Source organism: Halorubrum tibetense, from assembly GCF_055396225.1.
Genome location: NZ_AP043742.1, coordinates 2695843 through 2717439 on the forward strand (window position 1 = coordinate 2695843; position 21597 = coordinate 2717439).

At 58.7% G+C, this 21597-nt stretch carries 21 protein-coding genes and 2 pseudogenes; 15 read left to right on the forward strand and 8 right to left on the reverse strand.

Features of this window, described 5'->3' with window-relative positions:
- Nucleotides 1–10: 10 nt before the first annotated feature.
- The 11 genes and pseudogenes from ACZ5TV_RS13315 to ACZ5TV_RS13365 all read left to right on the forward strand — a co-directional run.
- Nucleotides 11–1687, forward strand: a complete 1677-nt coding sequence (locus ACZ5TV_RS13315) for a transposase (RefSeq protein WP_379778089.1) — start codon at nt 11–13, stop codon at nt 1685–1687.
- A 511-nt stretch (nt 1688–2198) separates the two neighbouring features.
- Nucleotides 2199–2735 carry a DUF7437 domain-containing protein gene (locus ACZ5TV_RS13320; RefSeq protein WP_379778087.1) on the forward strand — a complete coding sequence of 179 codons (537 nt, stop codon included), beginning with the start codon at nt 2199–2201 and terminating at the stop codon, nt 2733–2735.
- Complete coding sequence (locus ACZ5TV_RS13325; RefSeq protein WP_209486858.1) at nt 2732–3259, forward strand: hypothetical protein; 528 nt, start codon at nt 2732–2734, stop codon at nt 3257–3259. The genes ACZ5TV_RS13320 and ACZ5TV_RS13325 overlap by 4 nt, the downstream gene beginning before the upstream one ends.
- Nucleotides 3260–3329: 70 nt before the next feature.
- Nucleotides 3330–3869, forward strand: a complete 540-nt coding sequence (locus ACZ5TV_RS13330) for a DUF7342 family protein (protein WP_209486856.1) — start codon at nt 3330–3332, stop codon at nt 3867–3869.
- Nucleotides 3870–3872: 3 nt separating this feature from the next.
- Nucleotides 3873–4331, forward strand: a complete 459-nt coding sequence (locus tag ACZ5TV_RS13335) for a hypothetical protein (RefSeq protein ID WP_209486854.1) — start codon at nt 3873–3875, stop codon at nt 4329–4331.
- Nucleotides 4328–5556: pseudogene (locus ACZ5TV_RS13340) on the forward strand (phage integrase SAM-like domain-containing protein). The gene ACZ5TV_RS13335 and the pseudogene ACZ5TV_RS13340 overlap by 4 nt, the downstream one beginning before the upstream one ends.
- 333 nt (nt 5557–5889) lie before the next feature.
- A complete protein-coding gene (locus ACZ5TV_RS13345) occupies nt 5890–6420 on the forward strand; it encodes a Rieske 2Fe-2S domain-containing protein (protein WP_209486848.1) in 531 nt (176 codons plus the stop codon).
- A gap of 178 nt (nt 6421–6598) precedes the next feature.
- Complete coding sequence (locus ACZ5TV_RS13350; RefSeq protein ID WP_379778084.1) at nt 6599–7912, forward strand: divalent metal cation transporter; 1314 nt, start codon at nt 6599–6601, stop codon at nt 7910–7912.
- Complete coding sequence (locus ACZ5TV_RS13355) at nt 7909–8460, forward strand: hypothetical protein (RefSeq protein ID WP_379778082.1); 552 nt, start codon at nt 7909–7911, stop codon at nt 8458–8460. Before ACZ5TV_RS13350 ends, ACZ5TV_RS13355 begins: the two co-directional genes overlap by 4 nt.
- A 144-nt stretch (nt 8461–8604) precedes the next feature.
- Nucleotides 8605–9264, forward strand: a complete 660-nt coding sequence (gene tenA, locus ACZ5TV_RS13360; protein WP_209486844.1) for a thiaminase II — start codon at nt 8605–8607, stop codon at nt 9262–9264.
- A gap of 25 nt (nt 9265–9289) precedes the next feature.
- A pseudogene (locus ACZ5TV_RS13365) lies at nt 9290–9890 on the forward strand (TenA family protein); the annotation flags it as partial.
- A 290-nt stretch (nt 9891–10180) separates the two neighbouring features.
- Here ACZ5TV_RS13365 and ACZ5TV_RS13370 read toward each other — a convergent pair.
- Nucleotides 10181–11017: an alpha/beta fold hydrolase gene (locus tag ACZ5TV_RS13370; protein WP_209486843.1), complete on the reverse strand. Its 837-nt coding sequence runs from the start codon at nt 11015–11017 to the stop codon at nt 10181–10183.
- 262 nt (nt 11018–11279) lie between these two features.
- Nucleotides 11280–11828: a DUF8170 family protein gene (locus ACZ5TV_RS13375; protein ID WP_209486842.1), complete on the reverse strand. Its 549-nt coding sequence runs from the start codon at nt 11826–11828 to the stop codon at nt 11280–11282.
- Between the two features lie 128 nt (nt 11829–11956).
- Between ACZ5TV_RS13375 and ACZ5TV_RS13380 the strand changes: the two genes are divergently transcribed.
- Nucleotides 11957–12370 (forward strand): transcriptional repressor, encoded by a 414-nt coding sequence (locus tag ACZ5TV_RS13380; RefSeq protein ID WP_379778079.1) that lies wholly within the window; start codon nt 11957–11959, stop codon nt 12368–12370.
- Nucleotides 12371–12491: 121 nt separating this feature from the next.
- Nucleotides 12492–12815, forward strand: coding sequence for a DUF6788 family protein (locus ACZ5TV_RS13385; protein ID WP_379778077.1), 324 nt, complete (start codon nt 12492–12494; stop codon nt 12813–12815).
- A gap of 286 nt (nt 12816–13101) precedes the next feature.
- Here the strand turns inward: ACZ5TV_RS13385 and ACZ5TV_RS13390 are convergent, their stop codons facing one another.
- Nucleotides 13102–14448, reverse strand: coding sequence for an orc1/cdc6 family replication initiation protein (locus tag ACZ5TV_RS13390; protein ID WP_379778075.1), 1347 nt, complete (start codon nt 14446–14448; stop codon nt 13102–13104).
- A gap of 767 nt (nt 14449–15215) precedes the next feature.
- Nucleotides 15216–17381, reverse strand: coding sequence for a type B DNA-directed DNA polymerase (locus tag ACZ5TV_RS13395; protein ID WP_379778073.1), 2166 nt, complete (start codon nt 17379–17381; stop codon nt 15216–15218).
- Nucleotides 17382–17613: 232 nt separating this feature from the next.
- Here ACZ5TV_RS13395 and ACZ5TV_RS13400 point away from each other — a divergent pair, with 232 nt between their 5' ends.
- A complete protein-coding gene (locus ACZ5TV_RS13400) occupies nt 17614–18204 on the forward strand; it encodes a DUF7342 family protein (protein ID WP_379778071.1) in 591 nt (196 codons plus the stop codon).
- 3 nt (nt 18205–18207) lie between these two features.
- The gene (locus tag ACZ5TV_RS13405; RefSeq protein WP_379778069.1) at nt 18208–18690 is read left to right on the forward strand and encodes a toxin-antitoxin system TumE family protein; all 483 of its coding nucleotides are present in this window, start codon (nt 18208–18210) and stop codon (nt 18688–18690) included.
- A 51-nt stretch (nt 18691–18741) separates the two neighbouring features.
- Here ACZ5TV_RS13405 and ACZ5TV_RS13410 read toward each other — a convergent pair whose 3' ends face one another.
- The 4 genes from ACZ5TV_RS13410 to ACZ5TV_RS13425 all read right to left on the reverse strand — a co-directional run bounded on the left by ACZ5TV_RS13410 (nt 18742) and on the right by ACZ5TV_RS13425 (nt 21523).
- Entirely contained in the window at nt 18742–19389 is a 648-nt protein-coding gene (locus ACZ5TV_RS13410; protein WP_379778068.1) for a ribonuclease H-like domain-containing protein, read from the reverse strand.
- Nucleotides 19386–19706, reverse strand: coding sequence for a DUF8156 family protein (locus ACZ5TV_RS13415; protein WP_379778066.1), 321 nt, complete (start codon nt 19704–19706; stop codon nt 19386–19388). Before ACZ5TV_RS13415 ends, ACZ5TV_RS13410 begins: the two co-directional genes overlap by 4 nt.
- Before the next feature lie 2 nt (nt 19707–19708).
- A complete protein-coding gene (locus tag ACZ5TV_RS13420) occupies nt 19709–20650 on the reverse strand; it encodes a hypothetical protein (protein WP_379778064.1) in 942 nt (313 codons plus the stop codon).
- A 252-nt stretch (nt 20651–20902) separates the two neighbouring features.
- Nucleotides 20903–21523 (reverse strand): class I SAM-dependent methyltransferase, encoded by a 621-nt coding sequence (locus ACZ5TV_RS13425; RefSeq protein WP_379778062.1) that lies wholly within the window; start codon nt 21521–21523, stop codon nt 20903–20905.
- Nucleotides 21524–21597: the final 74 nt, after the last annotated feature.

Genomic DNA, 21597 nt, shown 5'->3' on the forward strand with positions numbered 1-21597 from the left:
GCGTCCCGTAGTGGCACCAACCTGTGAGTCTCGGCGCAGCGTCTTTCGTCGGATCGCACACCAGCAGCACGTCGAGTGGCCCACATATGACTCGACACCGCTGTACGATCGAACCTCGCTCGCCGGGGTAGAATCGGACGTTCGAGTCGTCTCAAGTGTCTGGTTTACGCACCCTGACCATGACTCACTCGAACAGTTTGTCTGCTCGATTCCTCTGGCCTACTTCCGCTTCGAGGCCCACGACTGCTACGGAAGTTCGACACACTACGAGATGGATACCCTCTTTCGCGTCTTCGTGCTGAAAGAACTCCACGGATGGAAGCACGAAACATCTCTCGTCGAGTACCTCGATAGCCACCCCGCACTCTGCGGACGCCTAGAGTTGGGGACGGTGCCTGATCAATCGACACTGTGGCGCAGCTGGAACGAGCGCTTCACGCGAGATCTCCGCGAGACGGTCCAGAAAGCGGCTCGAACGATCCTCATCAAAGCGCAAAACGCGGATGTCGCCGTACCACGCGAACCAGAACGAAACCTCCCGCATCGAGGCCACGATGCCGCTGAATCGAACCCTGACGACCAGGCCATTCTCGACAAGGCAGGGACGATTACCAAGCACGTCAGTCGCGTTGTGTTCCCTGCGTTCTCGCTCAACCGCGGCGAGGGCTGTGAGATTCCCGAAAACGCCTACTGGGGCTTACAGACCTACTTAGGACTCCGTGAGAACTTGGCCGCCAACGAGGGCGCTCGAAGCTTCATCCACGAGTCGACGCGTGAGCGAACACCACTCGGGCATGGTCATCGCGACCAGATTCGCGATCTCCCTATCGAGCAGATTCGCGAGATGTACCGACAGGCAATCCGGCAACTCATTAACGAACTCGCGGAGACGGAGGAGTTCTTCCGCGCAGGTATCGTTGCCATCGACATCACCGAGGACGATCCCTTCACGGGCGATAGGACGGACCACGAGGACGAGATTATCGGAACGAAGGAGAAGAACGACGAGTACGCCTACCAGTGGGCGACAGTCCAGCTGGTCGGCAACGCTGTCCCACTCGTGCTCGATGCGCGACCAGTTCGACGAGGCGAGTCACGTAAGGAAATTGTTGAAGATCTGCTTGACTCTGCAGAGGAACTCGTTCACGTCGATAACGTCCTGATGGACAGGGAGTTCGACAGTCAGCACGTCCTGGAGATGATCAGCCAGCGCGGGCTCTCCTACGTCGTCCCAAAGCGGATGCAGACCAGCGAGAAAGCCCAAGCCAAGCGCCTTCTCAAGCGAGGGAAAGATCGCTACGAGACTGATCGAAAACTGCACTTGGGCGACAACGAGTGGCACTCGACGACGCTGATCTACCGTCGGAAAGAGAACTCCGAACACGACGACCATCGGCAATATTCGGTGTTCATGACGAACCGAGGAAGTGGCCTTCTCACTGAGTATGGCTATCGGTGGGAGATCGAGAGCGGCTACAAGTCGATTAAACGATTCATGGCGGCGACGACCTCGAAGAATTTTGGACTGCGATTCTTCTACTTCGCGTTCGCCTGTTTGCTGTACTCGATCTGGCGAGCGGTCGATCTACTCGTGCAGGTCGAGTTGAACGGTGAGTATGAACACTCGCCGATCGTAACGGCTGATAACACGCTGACGCTGGTGAAGAAGGAAACCGGAATCGGATAGTAATGGGGCTCTCCCCGTGGTAGCGTAGCATCTGAGTGGCAATGCTGTCGGACGTCTCCGAAATTCGCGTATATGGTTGTAAGTTCAACAAGACAGGCCGTTTGGTGAGCAATCTGAGTCAGTCTCCACTAATTGAACCGGCCGAAACCACGCATCACAGGCCCGCTAAACCCGCCATAGTCTCAACTTCCAAAGGCTCGGAAGTTTGTATAGCGATATGCGATATACATTCTCCTTTAGTGCGGAATTCCGGCGCTAAGAGACTCCAGATCCTCGAATTCTCCCGATGGCCGAATACAGTAAGTGGTCCTGATTATCCCCGTAATCACGACCACTTTGGAGTACCCAGCCGCCGTCGGTGAAGCACGAATGGTACAATCGGCTCAGAAAGACGCTTCCCTCGGGGTAGAGACGCTACTAGCGGCTGTTCCCCAGCCTGTCTCGGATCTGTTGCGAACTCCAATCTGTCGCCGGAAGCCTTATTATGAATTATCCATAACTCATAATTGAGATGGCGCAATCACCACCCCAATCGGGCCAGCCACCAATTCAGCAGCTCCAGACGGTGGCCAATCTTCTCGAAAATCCCGGACTCGCCCGAATATACGCCTACATCTTGCAGCAGGGCCCCACCACAGTTTCCGAGATTGTCGACGAGCTCGATATCCCGCAGGGAACGACCTACGACTACGTCCAGAACCTCGAAACAGCGGGATTAGTACAGAAAACTCGCGAGCAGCGCCCGTACGGATACGATGCTGAGTCAATCGCTCTCATGCTTTCGGCCGACGGCGAGACCCAAACGATCACGCCAGCACTTATCGCCGCTGTTGCCCGCCGCGAGAAGGACACAGACATCGACGTCTACATTGAGCGCCATGGCCTCGACGGCCTTGCTGTCGCACTCGAATATGCCTACGAGTACGTCGACGGGACGGTCAACCATCGAATTACAGCCCGAGAACTTGACCTCTCTCCGCTTGAAGCCGAGATTATCCTCCAAGCGCTGGAGCCAGTTGCCACCGAGTACGCCGACGCGGCTGCATGACAACGGTCTATATCGCCGATACTGGTGTCTTCGTTCGGTGTGGTGAACCGGACAACAACAAATTTCAACGGCTTCGTCGAGCTCTCCGACAGGCCGATGTCTCGCTGCGGATCCCACAGCGCGTTTACGAGGAGCTTGGGGGCGATCCTGTTGCGGACGAATATCCCTCCGGAAACATACCCTATCCCGATGGATTCGAAGAAGGTTGGATCGTTGTTGCCGACGAGCTCAACTACGCCAATCCACTCGTCTCGACGGTAATGGACAAAACGCGTCGGTTCATCGCCAGCGAGACCGACCGCGACGAGGACAGCATCGAGAAAGCGGATACGGCACTCGTCGGGCTTGCTGCCCAACTACTCGACACTGGACGGGCCGATCACGTTGTGCTCTTAACGACCGACAAACCCGCAGGAGGAGCCGCCGAGACGCTTCTTCCGCAACATGGCTTCAGCGACCGTATCGAGTTTCGCTACGTCAGCGTCGAATATCTCGAAACGATCACAGCCGGCGAATTTCAGTGAACTATTCTCTATGTTCGATATGTGATTACCTACCTCAACCTATATTAAGACAAAGCGCGAACGGTGTTGTATGTCCGAAGACGAATCGAACTCCGAGAGCCTGATGGAACGCCAGACCACGGGTGAAGACCGCGTACGGATGGTTGCTCGACAGCTGTCGGAGCCACAGACGGCCAACTGGATCGCTTCTGAAGCGGGCTGGTCACACAAACCTACTAAGCGCGTCCTCGATCGACTCGTCGACGACGGCATCCTCCACCGTGACGAAAGCGGTACTCACACGACGTATTACCCTGATTACCGCCGCCAAGCGATGCAGGAGGCGATGCGGCTTCGAGACAGCGGGCATACTGTCGAGGAGCTCACGGACCGTCTCGCCGATATGAAGACGCAGATTCGCGACTGGGAGAATGAATTCGAGGTCGAGTCACCGAACCAGCTTCGCGGGACGCTCGCTGACGAGTCTCTTGACGCTGAGGAGGAAGACCATCGCCGTAAGATTGCCGGCGAGTGGGAGCACCTTCAGCGGCGTATCCAGATCGTTGGCTTCGCCATCCGCGAATGGGACTTCCTCGCTCCGACGACAGAGCCCGCTGAGGCCAGTAGCTAACGAATGTCGGTCCCGCATCCAGGTGGTGATCCGAACGCGAACCTCTACGCCCAGCTGAAGCGAGACGTCCTCGACCGTGTTCCCCAGATCACGGCCGTCGAGTACGTTCCTGACGATATCGAGGCCAAGCAGCTGCGGGCGATTTTCGATCCGGCCCGTCTGGATCCCCCGACAGGCCCTGATTCGCCGGAATTGACCGTCAAGTGGTATCGGCAGGACCCTCGCGATTGGTTCCGTATCAACTACACCGACCCGAACACGGGCTTTCACGCCGGTTGGCACCAGGATGAGGACCATCCCGATCTCGGACGGGCGCATTTCCAGTACTCAGTCGCCGATACGGAGGACCGCTGGGGGATTACATTCGAACACGAGACCCCTTCCCTGGTTCTCTGGGAAATCGTCGAAGAGCTCCTCGAGGACGTCCGTCCGACCTACCAGTACGCGAACGAGGAACCATGACACCCCGAGAACGCGCCGATCAGTCACTCACGAATTCCTTCGAGCGCTACCTCCAGGATAAGGGGAAAGGCCGCGGTGGCGATGGTGGGAACTACCGACGCAACGCTGCCCGCGAGCTCGAGCGGTTCGCCGAATGGGTTGCCGGCGACCGCGGCGACGACGACTGGACCGGGATCGTCCCCGACGACGTCGACCGCGAGCCGACCTTCGACGATCTCGATGAACGCGTGTTTCGGGAGTACGCCCGACATCTCGGTGGGGATCGAGGACTCAAGCAGAACACGGTACAAACCTATTACCGCTATATCTCTGCGTGGTGTGGCTGGTGCGTCAACGAGGGCTATCTCGAAGCGCATTACGCGCAACGGGCGAGTGCGATGGCGCCGCTGCCGGAGGACGACGGCCGCAAGCCCGGTGATCAGCAGGCCTGGACATCCGAACAGCGCCACACCCTTACCCAGTACGTCGACGAACGGGTTCGTGATGCCGTCGAAGCGTACACGACACTCCCGGAAGATACTGATCCCCTCGACAAGCAGCGAGCGCGCTACGCAGCGCTGAAGGCGGCTCGTGACCGAGCCCTGGTGTTCGTCCTCGCGTACACGGCCGTTCGTGTCGGGGAACTGCTCCGGGATCCGAACGACCCGCGACGGCGTGGCGTCCGCTGGGAGGACATCTCGCTTGAGGACGGGAGTATGGATGTCTACCGGAAGAAACAGCAGTGGGACGCCGCCAGTCTTCCCGTCCGGTGATCTCACCGCTGCGAAGCTACCGCAAGCTGATGGATCCACCGACGGAGCGGTGGCCCGTCTTTCCGACGTTCGACCAACGGACGCTCGCGACACTCGTACAAGAGGAGCTAGCCGACCGAGGGGAACATCCGGATGCGATCGAGGAGCAACGTGGCAAGTACGTTCGCGACTTTTTACTGGCGCTCAATGAAGATATCCGACCGCCATCGATCACGACAGACGGCGCACGGTCGATTCTGCAGCGACTCTCGGAGGCCGCGGAGATCGATATTGACCATCCGAAACACGACTATCTCGCTCCGCACGGTGGCCGTCGTGGGATGGGCGAGGTGCTAGTCCGCGCGTTCGGGTATACGGTCGCGGCTCGCTATCTCGACAACTCCGAAGAAATGGTCCGAGAGCGCTACTCACATATCGAGGCCGGGGAATTGGGCGATGTCGCTACGGAAGCTCTGGAAGAAATTGACCGATGAGGGGATTACTCCGGGACGAATTGTCCTTGTTGGCTCTGTTGAAATCATCTTCTTCAGACATATTATCGTTTAAAACAGCCGGTCGCTGAAGAGTACTAACTGAACAGACACTGGGTAGTAGATGCTATACGCATATCTCGAATGATTTTCGAAAGGTATGATGCCGATATTAGCTTTCCCGTCTATTTTCCCATTCTAGTTGTAACGCCGAAGCAATGAAACGATGTACCGTCACAACAACGGGAGTGTTGAGGTCCACTACATCAACGTCGGTCAATCGGTTAGTACGCTCATTACGAGTCCTATCGATGGTCCGCACAGGACTACATGACGATGGATCAGGTGCCCTACATCGGGCCCATCTCGCCGTTCTCCGACAACGTCTACGTCGCAGCCGGCTTCAACGGATGGGGAATGACGCACGGAACGGTAGCTGGACTGCTGCTGAGCGACCTGATCGCCGGGCGGGACAACGAGTGGGCGGAGCTGTACGATCCCAACCGGATCCCGCCGTTGAAATCCCTGAAACGGTTGCCCAAGGCGGGTGGCAAAATGATGAAGCAGTTCATCAACGGTCGCCGCAATCCTCGTAAGGCGGAAGATCTGCCGGCTCTCGACCGTGGCGAGGGGACGGTCATGGCCGGAGACGACGAGCCGCTTGGCGTCTACCGAGACAACAACGATGAGTGGCACGCCGTTTCCGGAACCTGTACGTACAGCGGCTGCGTGCTCCGGTGGAACGGCGCCGGGGAAAGCTGGGACTGTCCTTGTGACGGATCCCGGTACACCCCGGAAGGAACGGTCATCGATGGTCCTGCCCAGAAAGACCTCTCCAAGAGGACCGTACCGACACTGGAGAACTGAATGAAATCCATCTGCTAAAGCGGTGGGGCCACTGGTGCACAGAGTCCGTATCTCATTGACGAAGTCCGTATCTCATCGGATCTGTACGCATAGCGTGCACAGGACTCACCGGGGCAGGTCGACTCCACGGTGGCTACATACGGATACTTTTTTATTAGACATAGTATTCTCGGGTTGTATGACTATAGAATATTCGCGCGCCGCCGGGACAGTCCGCAAGTACCTCGGCGCCATGGGGCCCTCCTGGATCGCGGGGGCGATCGCCGCCGGTCCGGCGACGATGGCGAGTCTGATCACTGCGGGGGCGATCTTCGACTATCAACTCCTCTGGGTTGTCGTGCTTTCCGCGTTCGCCGGTGCCCTGGCACAGTACCTCGCGATGCGGCTGGGTCTGCTCACCGAGCGGGGGATTGTCGGCGTCGTCGAGGAACACCTCGGGGAGACCTGGGCGTGGATCCTGGTCGCGGACGTCGTCATCGCGGCCGGTGTCGCCCAGCTCGTCATCATGAACACCGTCGCTTCCGTTTCGGCGACGATCACGGGGATCGACGCACGCCTCTGGGGCGTCGCCTGGGGCGCCATCCTCGTTTTGGGACTGGCCGGTCGGGGGTACCGATTCGTCGAACTCTTCGCGAAGCTGCTGGTGACCGCGGTCGTCTTGGCCTTCGTCGCCTCGCTGTTCGTCGTCTCGATCGACCTTGGCCAGGCCGGCCAGGGGCTGACGCCGACGCTGCCCGGCGGTGGCGCACTGGTCGCTGCGGGCATCCTGGGGGGCGCCGTCCACATCACACTGATCACGATGCACTCCTACACGATGCGAGCCCGGGGCTGGACGGAACGTGACTACGACCTCGCGACGGCGGACGTTCTGGCGTCAATGCTGATCGCGTTCGGCATTTACAGCGTCGCCATCTTCCTCGTCTCAGCGAGTACTCTGACCGATCCGGATCTGACGACCGTCGGTGCGGCCCAGGCCCTCGGGCCCCTAGTCGGTCCGGCCGCCAAGTGGCTGTTCCTGCTCGGCCTTGGCGGTGCAGCCGTCTCGACGCTCGGCGGCAACACCATCGTCCCGCCGTTCCTCGTTGCCGACAAACTCGGCTGGGGCACGACCGTCGAGGATACGCGGTATCGCATGCTCCTCGCAGCCTTTGCCGTACTGTCGGTGCCCGGTGCGTTCATCGGCGGCGAGGTCATCGGACAGCTCGTCCTCGTTCTCGCGCTTGGTACGGTCGGAACGCCCTTCGCCATCGCCATCGTCCTCTACCTATTGAACGCCGAGAGCGTCGGAGCCTCGAACTCGACGCTCGCGAACTTGGGCGGGCTCGCCTTGCTCGCCGTTTCGGGCGGTCTCGCGGCCAACTTCGTCAGGGAGCAGATCGCGACCGGCTTCGATCTGCTTTCCGGACTCGTGTTTGCATTCGCGCTCGTCCTCGCCGCCGCGACGCTCGTCCTCCTCGGACAGTACGTTCGCGAGGAGGTGACTCTGGCGTGACTGGGTTTCTGTTCCCGCTGACCGGCTCGACGCTGATCGTCGGGCCGTCCCAGGCCGGAAAAACCCGTCTCACGGCCCGCGCCCTCGAGGCGTGGGTCGACCGGCACGGCACTGATGATCTCGTGGTTCTGGAGTTCGCGCCCGAACTAGAACGCGACGGCCGGATCCTGGGCGGTCGATTGGACCGTTTCACTACCATTCCCGACGGTGTCTGGCACGGCGTCCTCGACGCGCATGCCCCCCGGGCGGAAGGGGCCGACGAGTCGGAGGCGATTGCGCTTGCGAAGGACAACGCCGAACGCGGTATAGAGATTCTGGACGCCGCCCCGGATCCAAACGCTGTCTTCGTCAACGATGCGACCATCCCGCTCCAGCACGCCGCCGTCGAGGCGGACAAGCTCACAGGATACTGCGACCGTGCGACACGCGCTGTTCTCAACGCGTTCGATTCCGATGAGCTCGGAACGGACGACCCGGTGTCACGTCGGGAACGGGCAGCACTGACGGAACTCCGTTCCTGGGCGGATCGGACGGTCGAACTGGACTGACTGTCGGGAGAGAACGAGGAATTGTCGCATCGATCCGACAGTGAAAACGCAGTCAGCCACAGGTTCGAAGACGTCGACGACGCCCAAAATATAATCCAATGATATAAGTAAGTTATATTTTCACTCGGACGGTACGGCTCGGTAGTGCCATTCAGCGATACCCTCCTTGAGGCGGGACAGGATGTATGGGCGGCCCAGAAGGATCACCCCTTCGTCCGCGAACTCGCGAGCGGGACTCTCGACGAGACGGCGTTTGAGTACTGGGTGAAACAGGACTACCGGTACCTCTTGGACTACGCTCGGCTGTTCGCACTCGCGGGTGCCAAGGCCACTGACGAGGAGACGATGACGCACTTACTCGGCGTGGCCCACCAGGTGCTCGACCACGAAATGGGTCTCCACCGCGACTTTGCGGCCGGCTACGGGATTTCCGACGCCGAGCTCGAAGCAGTCGAGAAGGCGCCCACATGCGTGGCCTACACGAATTTTCTGATCCGGACGGCTTACGAGGGGTCGATCGCGGAGATCGCGGCCGCGATGTACCCGTGCATGCAGGGCTACCTCGACGTCGGAGAGCACATGGCGTCGCTTGCCACCGACGAACACCGGTACACGCCCTTCATCGAGATGTACACCAGCGACGAGTTCCGTGAGGCGACGGACTGGTGTCGCGACTTCGTCGACCGGTGTGGCGAACGGTTCCCCGGCGAACACGACGCGATGAGAGCGGCGTTCCTAACCAGCGCGAAGCTCGAGTATCGGTTCTGGGAGATGGCCTACACGCAGGAAGGGTGGGACCTGTGACGGGTGTCCCCGATAAGTAGACGACTACCGGGCCACCGTCAGCGACCCTCGTTTCACCGACTGGCTGCGGGAGCGTGCCGAACCCAACTGGACGAACGCCGTCGATCATCGGTTCACCCGCGAGCTCGGTAGTGGCGCGCTATCCGAGGCGGTCTTCGCCGAATACCTCGCCCAGGACTACGCGTTCGTGGACGATCTCGTGAGCACGTTCGGCTTCGCAGTGGCCCAAGGCACCCGACGTATCAACGAAGCGCGCGCACGTCGAATTTCTCGGCACCCTGACTGACGAGGAAAACGACTACTTCGAGCGTTCCTTCAGCGCGCTTGGCGTCGACGACGCTCGTTGGAAGGAGCCAGAACTGTCCACGACCACGGCCGCCTTCGCCGACTTGCTCGGTCGCACTGCCCGCGAGGGTGGCTACGCCGAAACACTCGCAGCCATCGTTCCAGCGGAGTGGATCTACGCCGAGTGGGCGACGCGCGAAGCTTCAGCGCACGACTCGACTGCCGGGCTTCCGTTCTACTTCACCGACTGGGTAGCGTTGCACGCGAACCCCTCTTTCAAGGAATTCGTGACGTGGCTCCGTGGTCAGTTGGACGCCCACGGCCCGACGGTCGGGAGGCGCTCAAGGCGGCACTGACCAACTTCGGCTTCATCGCGCACGAAACCGCCGAAACCGACGACGTTGTCTCACGGTTAGAGAACAGCACAGAAGTAGCAAGCAACGCCGACTAACACCCTCTCATCCATCCCGATTCGTCTCACTGCATCCAAACACGCCCGCCGGGCAGTCATCAGGCCGTCGGTGACCCACGACCGAAGTCGTGGAACTCCGCCTTGCTTACCTGTGAAACGCCGAGAAGTCCAACGTCATTACAAGACTTCCCTTCTCCGTCGACTCCCGGAACCGGTCCTCTACGACAGGAATTCGGTCAGGTATTCGGTGAACTCGGCCGTCCGGTCTTCCGGAACCCAGTGGTTGGCTTCGAGGCCGACGAGCTCACACGAGTCGATGTCGGATTCGAGCCGTTCGGCCCACTCGATCGGCTGGAACTCGTCTTCGGTTCCCCATAGAAGGAGCGTGTCAGCCGTCACGGTAGCCGGGTCGACTTCCGTCGTGTGGCACGTGTTCGTCGCGCTCGCGTTGCGGACGACGGAGGTAACCCCCTCCTCGCTGCCCCACGGCGCTTTCATTCCCTCGAGGAACGCCTCGTCGTGGTCGTCGCCGTAGAGCGTGTCGCGGAACAGCCCGTCGAGCATCTCCTGAAGCTCCTCGACACTCGTCTCGCGCGCCGTCTCGGGGAGTCCGAGGTTGGTGATCGTCTGGATCGGCCACGAGTCGTAGGCGACGGAGTTCGACAGCACCAGCCGGTCGACCGCATCGGGCGTCCGGGCCGCGTAGCGCAGCCCGACACCGCCACCCAAGTCGTGCCCGACGAAATCGATTGTGTCGAACCCGAACTCGTCGACGAGCTCTCGGACAGCGAGCTCCTGGGCGCGGATCGACCGATCGAACCCGTCGTACATCGACGAGTTGCCGTAACCGATCATGTCCGCCGCGATCGCGCGCCGGTTCTTCGCGACGGCCTCGAACTGCTCACGGAAGAGATACGAGTTCGTCGGGATTCCGTGGAGGAAGACGACCGGGTCGCCGTCACCCTCGTCCCGGTACGCCATCTCGACGTCGTGGCCGTCGACGGTGACTGTTACGCTGTCCTGCTCCGATTTCCATTCGTCGTACGTCGTTGTCATCGTTTCTCTAAACCCTACTGGATCCTCGACGGGAACTCGCAAAGCTGTGATGCCTATGGTGATAGATCCACACCGGATCAGTCGAGTCCGTCGGGCTACGAACGGCAACAGTTTCGCGAGCAGCGACGCGAGACGAGTACCCGTTTCCGGACGTTCTTCCCGGATAACCACCAGACGGTTCCAGGGGCGATCGTCGACGTAACGGCCGCGCTCGACGCCTGGCGGGTTTGAACTGGCAGTGCTGCCGCGTGCGGGATCTGCCTCACGGCAGCTCGCCAGTCACGTCGACGAGATCCTCCTCGGTTCGCCAGCGATACAGCCGGCCTTCCTGCTCGAACAGTTCGAAGACGCCGTCTTGCATCCAGCCAAACGGATGATCCTCATCCGCATACTTCCGCTTGAGGACGTGGCTTTTCGCGAAGTAATCCGTCGTACCAACGAGCAGCCCTTGTTCAACGAGGAAGTCACTTGGCTCTTTCTCGGCGACGCCGACGAGGTACGTCACGATATCGGCGATCAGACAGAATTTCTGGATGCTGTTATCCCACTCGCCGCGGATGTCGACCATCCGAAACGCGTACGCGTCGGTGCGACGGTTAAGCTGGTCAACTACCAAATTCAGCCGTCGGATCGGCTCACGATCGTAGTTTCCGAGCACGAAGTACGACCGGTCGTGCTCGTAGACCGGCGTCAACTCGCTTAAGGCGTGAAGGATTTCCTCATTGTCGGCCAGCGTTATCTCCTCCTCGTCAAGTTGGTCTTTGGCACTCTTAAGAACGTCAGCAGGCACAGGCGACTTCTCGTCTATCATTATGCAAGCCTCTCATGGTGGAGAGATATGATTTATGGAGTAAGTTACTCGGTCAAGTAAAGAATGTTTACCAGAGAGTGATTTACTCAAGGGTAAATTACTTGTCGCCACACCCCGTACCGTACGGTATGAGCACCGAACTAGGGACCGCTGGAGAGATGGAACCTCGCGAGGTCGTCCACTTCGCCACCCAGCAGACGCGATTCGCCCTTATCAACAACATCCTCCAGCATCCCGACCAGCTTCCGTCGATGCACGAACTCGAGGAACTCAACCCCAGCGTGAGCGAAGCCACCGTCTACAAACACATTCAGAAGCTGATCGACACTGGGATTGTCAAAGAGGTCGCTCTCGATGACGACGAACGCCGCCAGGGGTACCCGTGGAAGTTCTATGGCCTCACCGATGAGGGTCGTGAATTCCTCGACGATCGCAACCTCCTCGCAGCCGAAGAGACGCTGCAAGAGATCTACAAGACGATCTCCAACAAGTCCGAGAAGATGGTCAAGTACGAGAACGCACCTCGGCCCGACGACGCGTAACTGCCCACTCTATTTGTGAATAGTTTGCTATTCACGCGCTTTAGGAGCTGACAGAGCCGAACACAATTAACCAACAGGATTATACATTGGCAGTCTGTGTTGGTTAATACGAAAGTAGCCAATGTCCTACGAACCTCCGACCCCACCGGCAGACCTCGCAACGGAGGTCGTCAACGCGCTTAATGAGTCGACCCCAGAGCATCTTCGAGACGTTGCCACGTACGCTGAAGCGCTAGCCAAGCACAAGGAACGAGAGGCTCGTCTCAAGAAGTCGGCAAATCAAGAGGAGGTCGAAGAGCGACCAGACGATCTCCCAGACGACGTCCCTGCCAAAGCGACAGTCACGATCAAGGAGATCAACGACAATCGCTACTACTACTGGCAGTGGCGGGATGGAGACCAAGTCAAATCCAAGTATAAGTCTCCAGTCAATCCTGACGAGTAGAACGGATAGCTAGCCCGATATTGAGGTCAACACACCCCGTGTGCGAAATGAAATCCTCAGAGAAATCTGGTTAGAACCCCCCGTGTGCGAAATGATTCCACTCTCGATCAAGGCGGACCCCGTGTGAGAGATGAATCAGTTGATGAGTCGAGCGGAGACACCCCGTGTGCGAAATGAAATCGTGAATACTGTTGTCAGACATACTTGGTACATATAACATTTCTTCCGGCGGAATCACACCCCGTGTGCGAGATGAATCTAATAGCGGCAACGGTGTCGCCCTGTGTTACTTTCCTTCAAAGAAATCATCTATCTGTGCGTTGACAACAGACTTGATAAGATCACCTTCATTGTCTGCCTCTTCGATCCGTATATCAGCTCGAAGGGTTTCAGCAACCACTCCCGGATCGTCAACGAACGTGTACTCCTTGTGAACGCCGCTCCCGTAGCCGCGTCCCCGCTTTTCTGAGGTGACAAAGTTGTATGTCTCTGCTTCACTCATGTACCGGAGATAGGAGTCGCGCGATTTTGTATCGGCGTCAAGTAAGTCAGTGAGATACTGATACACACGGTATGCAACTGTGCTGGGAACAGCGTTCAGGTTGCGTTGTGAGTAGACGGGGACAATCGCAGTAGCGTAAAGCGAGAGCTTCTTTTGGGTCGACAGTCCCTGCATCTGAGTTAACGTCCGATCCCGTTCCGCTTCTTTCTGGGCATCGCGAACGTGTCCTTCATGAACCGTATCTTCGCCCTCCCGGTCCGCAATCTCGCCTGCTTTCCGGAATAGATCGATCGCTTTCCGCGCGTCACCATGGTCCTGTGCCGCAAACGCTGAGCTAAGTGGAATGATACCGTCTTCAAGGACATCGTCCCGATACGCATCACGACGTCGTCTTAGAATGGACTGTAGTTGATCCGCATCGTAATCCGAGAAGACGACGTCTTGCGGATTGAACGAGCTCTCAGCCCGGCCGTCAAGGTTCTCCATGAACCGGGGATCGTTTGTGAGCGCAGCAACAGACACGTGTCCCTCGATTTGACCGAGTTGTGATGCCCGAGAGAGCTGATAAAGCAGCTTTGAGTATGCTGGTTCATCGTTCGGGTCCCGCTGTCGTCCCACCAGAAGGTCGACCTCATCCAAGATGATAATGACCGAGTCGAAGTTGTTACTCAGGATCTCATAGAACCGGCTGAGTTTCTGGTCTGTCGAGACGCCACTCTGCGGAACACCGACTTCGACGTCGGCTTCATCAGCGGCGTTTTCTACAAGACGATAGACGGCCCTATCGTGTGATTTGATTGTCTGACAGTTGATCTTAATCACGCCAAAACGGTCGTCTTGGGCGTTCGCGAGTTCAAGAACCTGCTGACAGACCGCATTGATGATGAGTGACTTCCCCGTCCCCGATGGCCCGTAGAGAAGCATATTGGGCGGGCGGTTCCCTTGTAATGCCGGTCGGAGATAGGTGATGATGTCGTCCAGCTGGTCATCACGACCGACGATTCGGTCCTCGTCGATGACGGCATCCGGGTCAAGAAGACCCTTATCTCGAAAAACCGAGTTCTGAACGCCCTCCTGGAGACGACCTTTGATAGATTGTGAGAGGGACTGTTGATCGTCGCCGTCAGCCATATTTGCGCAGTTAGGTCGAAACCATAAATAAATATGGGTACCGTGTGCGAGATTAAATTTGCTGAATTCTACCGATACAGACGGTTTTGAGAGGGGTAGATGAAGTAAGGCCGTAACCACGGGCGAAATTAATTAATCGTAGTGACCCCCCGTGTGCGATATGAAATGTCGATCAGGCCATCGAACAACTGTCGATGTCGAGGCGAGACAGAAGGGCTTGCGGAGGTACTCCCCGTGTGGAAGATGAAACACTGGACGTATTCTCGACCAGATGTACCGAAAATACTTCTTGAATATCCCGAGTGGAGGCTGATCTCGTCGATGAGCCACCCCCACACCCCGTGTGCGATATGAATTTGACGAGAAGGTGGGCACGGACGAACCATCCGAAGATGTCGGGATTCAGTGAGAGAGCCCACGAGAAGACGTTAAACCAACAGAGACGTCCAGCTCACGAAGAAATAAAGCCACGGACAAGTTCGGTTATGTCACGAAACAGTATGTTTCGTTTCAACCGACCTTAGCCCCATTGCGGCTATGGTTGACAGAGTAGCTATATAAAAGTTTTCAAAATATAGCCTATCTTGGTATCTCTGTCTTTGAGACCTCTTCTCCGTAAAATCGTGAATTTCCGATGTTTCATAGTCTTTCTTCGACTACCCCCTCTCGCCATCTTCTCGATTTCATATCGCACACGGGGTGTGGGGGTTCGACCTCGTAGGGACCGTGATTAACCAACAAACCACTCCGGATAACCCCTATGTTGGTTAACTATTCTCTGTGTTCGCGTACGCCGTCAACTTCGGTACCCGCGTCTCCGTGAGTTCTCGACGAATCTCCGTCCGATCCCAGCCAAGCGGTGACAGAACACTCTCGACAGCTCTGACGAGTTGCGTCTCGTAGTACGACGCATCGTACGACTCTATCTCTTCGTGGGCTAACGCGACCCGCTCTCGCGAGATATTCTCGTCGTCGACGACTACGTACTCGATGTCCTGTCCTGGGTGGACAGCGAGGTCCTGCTCTCGAGCCCGCTTCAGCGCCGCCACGTTCTGTGTGTTCTGCGTATATCCCTCCAGCGGCTTGGAGACACGATTCCGTTCGACGAGCTTCTCGACCGGCACCGTTCCAGCGTGGAGGCGCTTGATCGCGTCCCGAAGACAGTCGAGTACGGCGTCCGGTGACCGCGTGGCATCGAGCCGGTCGAGACAGTCTCGCTGGACATCCTCGATGAACGGCGGGGTCGAGCGCTGCCGGGCTTCGATGCCCCTGATCTTGAAATCGTCGTCACCAGCGACCTTCCCGAAGTATTTCGTCAACGCGCCGGCGTCGCTCTCGCGCTGCGGCACGAACGCCACCCAGTCGTAGTGGGCTTCGTGTTCGAGCCGGATTTCGACCTCTTCCGTGATTGCCGTCGCGAGTGCTTTGAGGTCCTCGCGGCCCTCGTCGTCGACGTCAGGGTCCGGGGTCACCCAGATGGAGTCGACGATGCCGTGGACGACCCGCCAGCCGCCGGCTTCCAGTCGCTGCTTCGCCGTCAGTAGGATCTCGCGAGCGAACGCGTTGATTGCCTCGTGACACTCGATGCGGCCGAACTTCGCGTTGCTGAACCCCTGATAGCCGAAGCAGGCGACGAGGATCCACTTCAGTGCTCCCGACCGTCCCTCGAGTTCCGCCAGTCGATCCTCGTCGGGGTCGTCTCGATCGTTTTCGCGACGGATGGCCGCCTTGATCTCGTCGCGTGCGTCGATGATCGGCTGTAGCACGTCGACGAGGTAGCCCCGGTCGTCGCAGATCGAGTACCCGAGGCCGGGGACGTCGTCGCGGTCGCTGTGGCAGTTACACCGGATAACGTCCGGCGAGACGTTCCGAGTACAGATGATGTTCGGGTACAACGAGGAGAAGTCGAGTTCGTGGACGTTCTCGTGGAGGCCGACCTCGGGTGCGAAGATGAACCCGCCACGGTCGGCGTCATGAAGCGTCCCCATCGGCTTGAAGAACTCATGGCGCCAGGAGTTCCACGGGACGAGGACGCCACGATCGTGGGCCTCACAGATCTGAATCGCGGTAAGCACATTCCCAATTGACGCCCACGCAAGCTCCTGGATAGGCTTTTTCGAGCGAGAGACGAGATCGAGGACGCCGTTGAGGTTCGTCTCCCCGTAGAAGAACGTGTTCGACTCGTCGATGATCGCCCGGCCGGGCACGTTGTACCGCGCCGGGGAGTGACCGACGCGACCGTAGCTCGAGTACGTCGACTGGGTCGCGAGCTGCAGGTAGTCGACGTCCGGCCACCGACTCAGCGAGAAGTCGTCGACGCCGGCATCCATCGCCATCTCGTACAGCGTCGGGACGATCTCGCTCGTCGAGCAGACTAGAACGTCCGGATCGTGCGCTTCGAGCGCCCCCTGGACGACGGTCAGGATATCCGTCGGCGAGCCGGTGACGGTGTCGCCGGCGACAGACAGTTCCCCATAGACGTCGTTGCTCGTTTCGGTCACCGGGACGCTGAGCCGGAGCGTCGACAGCTCGCTCGCCGGCGTCGGATCGGCGCCGGTCTCCAGACAGTATCGGAACTCTCGCGAGAAGTCGACATTGAAACAGGCGAGATCCCCGACTGGATAGTCCGACAACTGGCGTGCCTGCCGGGCGAGTGGGGTGACGCGGTCGATGTGGGCGACGTCAACCGCGAGAACAGCCTCCTCGTCTCGTCGAAAGCCCGGGCGTCGCGCAACCAGCTCGGTCGCGACGACATCCGGGTGCTGGTCGTACACTGACTGGAGCATCGTGAGGTCGAGGTCGGACGCTGGGTCGCGAGCGGCGACGTAGAAGCGCGGCGAGTAGTCTTCGTGCTCGGTTGCGACGGCGCCGTCGACGGTTGTCTCCCACTCCAGGACGCGGCCGTCGTCCAGAAAGTCGATGCTAAACGCCATCTAGGTCTCTCTGATGTTCGAGTCGCCGATAAGGTGTGGCGTGTCGTTTCCGGGTTTCAACGTATGGCCCCGAGAACGCCTCTACTGGTGTTTTCTGACCGTTTGTCTGTGTTCCGCTACTTCTGGAACAATTTCCGGAATTCACCTGGGTGGATTCAGCCGGTGTGCTTACCCTCTGGGTAATATAGGGATTTGCCAAAGAACTATGTTCCTCTGAACCGTGAGTTTCTATATGAACGACCGAAACCCACCAGATGAGTTTGCAGACGTCAACGAAACGGTTGGCGAGGAGTGGGAAGCAGAAACAACACCCTATGAGCGCATTCGACACGTCGTTGCGCATACGTACAGCCCCGTCTCAGCTGATTCGGTAGCTGACGATGCACGGACTGCTCCAAAGACCGCTCGAAAGCACCTGAACACACTCGCAGACGAGGGGTTTGTCGAGACGACACCCGGCGAACAGGGTGGCACGCTCTATCGGCGCTCACCTGAATCACTCGTCGTCGAACAGGCAGCCGATATCCTTGAGCATGTCTCGACCGACGAACTCGTGGCGCGAATTCAGGAGATGCGCAAGCAGCTCACCGAGTATCGGTCCGAATTCGGTGTTGATTCCCCCGAAGAATTGGCGGTCAACCAGACGAACCAGGCCCTCAGCGAGACCGGGTCCCCACAGGACGAGATCGACCCAGAGGCGATTCGTGAGTGGAAGACGCTCCGACGGAATCTCGCGTTCGCGAACGCTGCCCTCTCGATCGGCAATGCCGAGCAATTCGTCGACAGTGACCGTCGCTCGACTGACGACACCGTCCCTGCCTGAGTAATGCGGGATTCTCCTGACCAAGCAGAAACCCATACTCTTCGGGGGGCTACGGATCGTCCAGCACTGCTGACGATTCGTGACGTCGTCGAGCAAATGGAACCACTTGCGACAGCTAAACTCGACGACTACCTCCACCCATCAGTCCTCGAAGTTATGCTTGACGACGGGCTGTGTGGGGCCGACGAGGCCCGAATCGACATCCAGTGGACGACACGAGATGATTACAAATTCCACTACACGGACACTGAGGGAGTGAATCTACGCTGGGGGAAGCACCCACACGCAGGAGACTACATCCACGTCTCCGGATTAGAACACTATCACCCATCGCCGAATGCGAGTTCTGACCCAGACGAGGTCGAAGAGTCTTGTATCACACAGTCTCCCGAAGAGTTAGTCACTCGCGCCGTCCTCAAACTCTGGCGGGTCGCTTACCACACGGACTCGTATGAGCCACTTAATGCAGGTCGCAACCCGCCGTAGGAACCAACCCGAATGCTTTCCTCCACGACCCCTCTCTGAGAAGCGAGCGCTTCAGGCGATTGGGTCAAGCGATTTCATTGAGAAATCCGACTTCGAGCAGTACTGTTCTGCAAGTTCCATCAACGCTCGAGTCCGTCGGATATCAGCGATGTTGTGGATGATGAGTGGCTCGTAGGCACCCTCCTTCCATGCGGTGACTGCCTCACTACTGTCGATGAATGGGTCAAGCTCGTTCATTCCGGCGTCGATCAGTTCCTCGTAGACGCCGCTCAGTGTATCCTCACTCGTATTGAAGCGTGTCTCGAAGACATCCATCACGTCGACGTATGGCAGCGTTCCAAAGGGCCACTCAATTCCGTGTGTACAGAGCCGTGTGCGAAGGAACGGGAGGTCGAATCCTCCGTTCCACCACTCACCGTTGTACGCAACGAGCTTTGCATCACGTTGGGTGAGTGTCGACGTGACAAACGTCGCCAGTTCGTTCAGGAGTTCCTGTTCGCTGTCGTGAAGTGAGAGCTGAACCGGTGTCTCGAGAGTGTTGTTCAGCTGATCTGCGAGGCCTGCTTGTGATGTCGTTCCGTCTGTATTGAGAAATACTTGCGACGAGACCGCCGAATCGAATCCAACTACTGTGAGTTTATCACCGGCCTGAAATCCCGTTGTTTCGATGTCGAAGGCGATTGTCGTCAACTGAGTCATTCTGACCCTCCAGTGGTACCTTCGGCAGACGATTGCTGCTGTTCGTCCCCAGTTTCCGAAAGCCGTCGCTCAAGCTCTGATAGGCGTTCTTCGTGGTCATCAAGGCGGTTCTCCTGTTCGAGATCGATGCTGAACAGCGCCGGCAGCAGCGGGTTCTGGTGGTTCAACAGCCCGCTCGCGTCGGCGTGCTCGCGGGCGTACTCGAACAGCCGGTCGAATCGCGGCTGGTCGCGACGCCGCAATGCTCGGCGGAACTCCGCCCAGCGCTCCTCGATGGCCCGCAACGCATCCCGGTACGTCGGATTCGTGCGCCCCATCGCTATCGCCCTCCGCCGGTTGCCGTCCACGCATCGAGCAGGGGGTCCGCAGTGGCCGACACCGTCTCACCGTCAACTGTGATCCCCGTCCCGACACCCTCCGGGGTCGGTGTCGACGGCGCCGGCGTCGTCGGTTCCATTCCGACCTGCGTGGCGCGTGCCGCGAGCAGCTGCCGCCAGTACGCGAACGTCGTCTGGTAGTACGCGCCGTCGTCGACGGGATAGACGAGCGTCTCGAAGTCCTCGCCGACGACCCGTGGCCCCATTCGGGTCTGCTCGCACTCCAGGTGGTGGTCGGCGACCGTCGCGACTGACTCGGTGAATTCGTTTCGTTCGTTTCGCGTAACGAGTACCGGGATGTCGTACCCCTCGGCGTAGGTGGACAACCGGGCGAGAGTGCGGGCTTGGAGGGTTTTCGCGTGGGTTTCGCCGAGGGTATCGTCGGCGCGGTACTGGGCGTCGACGGCCGGCGCGACGATGAGGGCGGGCGTGTGGGGCGACGTGTCCTCGTCACGACCTGGCGCCTCTCCACCGGCCGCCCGGGCGTCGGCGGTGGACGTCTGGATCGACTTGTTCACTGCCGTCGGGAGATCACAGACGGCGCCGTAGTGCTGGTAGGCGGTGAATCCGCGTGCCACGTGGATTCGGTTGAGCAACCGTTGACTGGGCGCGATTTGAGCGAGTGTCGTCGTCGTCGCGTGTCCGTTTGCGTCGACCCAGAAGGCGGGCCCGTCGTGCAGGAGGAGATGGTCGAGCACGAGCGACTGCAGGATCGGGACGCCGCGGCCTCCCTCGACGTCGAGTAGCGTGATGCCGTCGTCGAGCTGCGGCAACAACATCTCGTCCGTAGCCGGATCGCCTTGGTCAGCGAGGGTCCGATTGCGGTCAGCGCCCCGGGTCGGCTGGTCCACCGCCAATCGGTTCGACGTTGCGTGTTTTTCCATACTCGATAACGAATTACCTTTTCAATAAGCGATGGCGCGGCGCTTCCGTGTTTCCAGAAAGAAGTGTACCGACCGTTAATTCGAACTCCGTCACCGGATCTTCAGTAGTGGGTGGCTGTTTCCAAGATTCTTTCCGAGGTGGCCGTCACCTTTCGTCGTCTGATTAACCAACAATTCGGCGTATTCTGATAACTTGTTGGTTAAGATCGGTCACCACCACGGTACAGTACTCCGTCTTACGGAGAGCAGTAGTCAGTTCAACGTGCGAAAGGTTCGCGTGGTGTCCCTGTCGCCATGGACGACATCGACCTCCACGAGATCTAACGCGGTGAAGATACGGCTCCAATCTCGGTAGTACAGAGGTGTGTCCTTGTCGACATAGTTCACGTCTGGATCAGACGACGATGAATCGCGTATTGGACCCTCTATCTCCGCTGTGACCAAGATGTTGTTCGTGACTCGAGCTACCTCCTCGAAGACCCACTCGACATCAGGATGGAGGTGTTGGAGCGTTTCGACCGAATACACTGCATCAAACTGTTCATCGTCGAAGTCTCCGATGATATCCTCTATCGCCCCGCAGTGAAACGTTCCGTCGGCTGCGAGTGTGGGATAGGTCTCCCGCATCGTGTCGAATGCCTCGGGGTTGATGTCGACGCCCGAGAGATTTTCGAAGCCGCCGTTGGCGAGGTGTTTGAGATGACGGCCAGACCCACACCCAAGTTCGAGAACAGTTGCGTTACGAGGGAGATGTCCGCTGAGAATATCGCGAATCACGGCACTCGTGTCGTCGGGACCGTAATGTGCGTAGTACGCTGGTGAGTATTCGCCCGCCCGGTCTGTCCACGTGTTTCGGACGGAATGGAGATCCACGTGTACCAACACGGGCAATGGTGTAAAACGCCGTCGAACAACGCCTGACCGCAGAATGGACGTCTTCCGAGCCT

What these genes read in the sequence shown, in the direction of transcription:
- ACZ5TV_RS13385 (WP_379778077.1), top strand. Translation starts at nt 12,492, where the DNA reads ATGTCCTACGAACCTCCGACCCCACCGGCAGACCTCGCAACGGAGGTC.
- ACZ5TV_RS13410 (WP_379778068.1), bottom strand. Translation starts at nt 19,389, where the DNA reads ATGACTCAGTTGACGACAATCGCCTTCGACATCGAAACAACGGGATTT.
- ACZ5TV_RS13420 (WP_379778064.1), bottom strand. Translation starts at nt 20,650, where the DNA reads ATGGAAAAACACGCAACGTCGAACCGATTGGCGGTGGACCAGCCGACC.
- ACZ5TV_RS13320 (WP_379778087.1), top strand. Translation starts at nt 2,199, where the DNA reads ATGGCGCAATCACCACCCCAATCGGGCCAGCCACCAATTCAGCAGCTC.
- ACZ5TV_RS13350 (WP_379778084.1), top strand. Translation starts at nt 6,599, where the DNA reads ATGACTATAGAATATTCGCGCGCCGCCGGGACAGTCCGCAAGTACCTC.
- ACZ5TV_RS13325 (WP_209486858.1), top strand. Translation starts at nt 2,732, where the DNA reads ATGACAACGGTCTATATCGCCGATACTGGTGTCTTCGTTCGGTGTGGT.
- ACZ5TV_RS13405 (WP_379778069.1), top strand. Translation starts at nt 18,208, where the DNA reads ATGCGGGATTCTCCTGACCAAGCAGAAACCCATACTCTTCGGGGGGCT.
- ACZ5TV_RS13415 (WP_379778066.1), bottom strand. Translation starts at nt 19,706, where the DNA reads ATGGGGCGCACGAATCCGACGTACCGGGATGCGTTGCGGGCCATCGAG.
- ACZ5TV_RS13400 (WP_379778071.1), top strand. Translation starts at nt 17,614, where the DNA reads ATGAACGACCGAAACCCACCAGATGAGTTTGCAGACGTCAACGAAACG.
- ACZ5TV_RS13395 (WP_379778073.1), bottom strand. Translation starts at nt 17,381, where the DNA reads ATGGCGTTTAGCATCGACTTTCTGGACGACGGCCGCGTCCTGGAGTGG.
- ACZ5TV_RS13330 (WP_209486856.1), top strand. Translation starts at nt 3,330, where the DNA reads ATGTCCGAAGACGAATCGAACTCCGAGAGCCTGATGGAACGCCAGACC.
- ACZ5TV_RS13345 (WP_209486848.1), top strand. Translation starts at nt 5,890, where the DNA reads ATGGATCAGGTGCCCTACATCGGGCCCATCTCGCCGTTCTCCGACAAC.
- ACZ5TV_RS13390 (WP_379778075.1), bottom strand. Translation starts at nt 14,448, where the DNA reads ATGGCTGACGGCGACGATCAACAGTCCCTCTCACAATCTATCAAAGGT.
- ACZ5TV_RS13380 (WP_379778079.1), top strand. Translation starts at nt 11,957, where the DNA reads ATGAGCACCGAACTAGGGACCGCTGGAGAGATGGAACCTCGCGAGGTC.
- ACZ5TV_RS13335 (WP_209486854.1), top strand. Translation starts at nt 3,873, where the DNA reads ATGTCGGTCCCGCATCCAGGTGGTGATCCGAACGCGAACCTCTACGCC.
- ACZ5TV_RS13375 (WP_209486842.1), bottom strand. Translation starts at nt 11,828, where the DNA reads ATGATAGACGAGAAGTCGCCTGTGCCTGCTGACGTTCTTAAGAGTGCC.
- ACZ5TV_RS13370 (WP_209486843.1), bottom strand. Translation starts at nt 11,017, where the DNA reads ATGACAACGACGTACGACGAATGGAAATCGGAGCAGGACAGCGTAACA.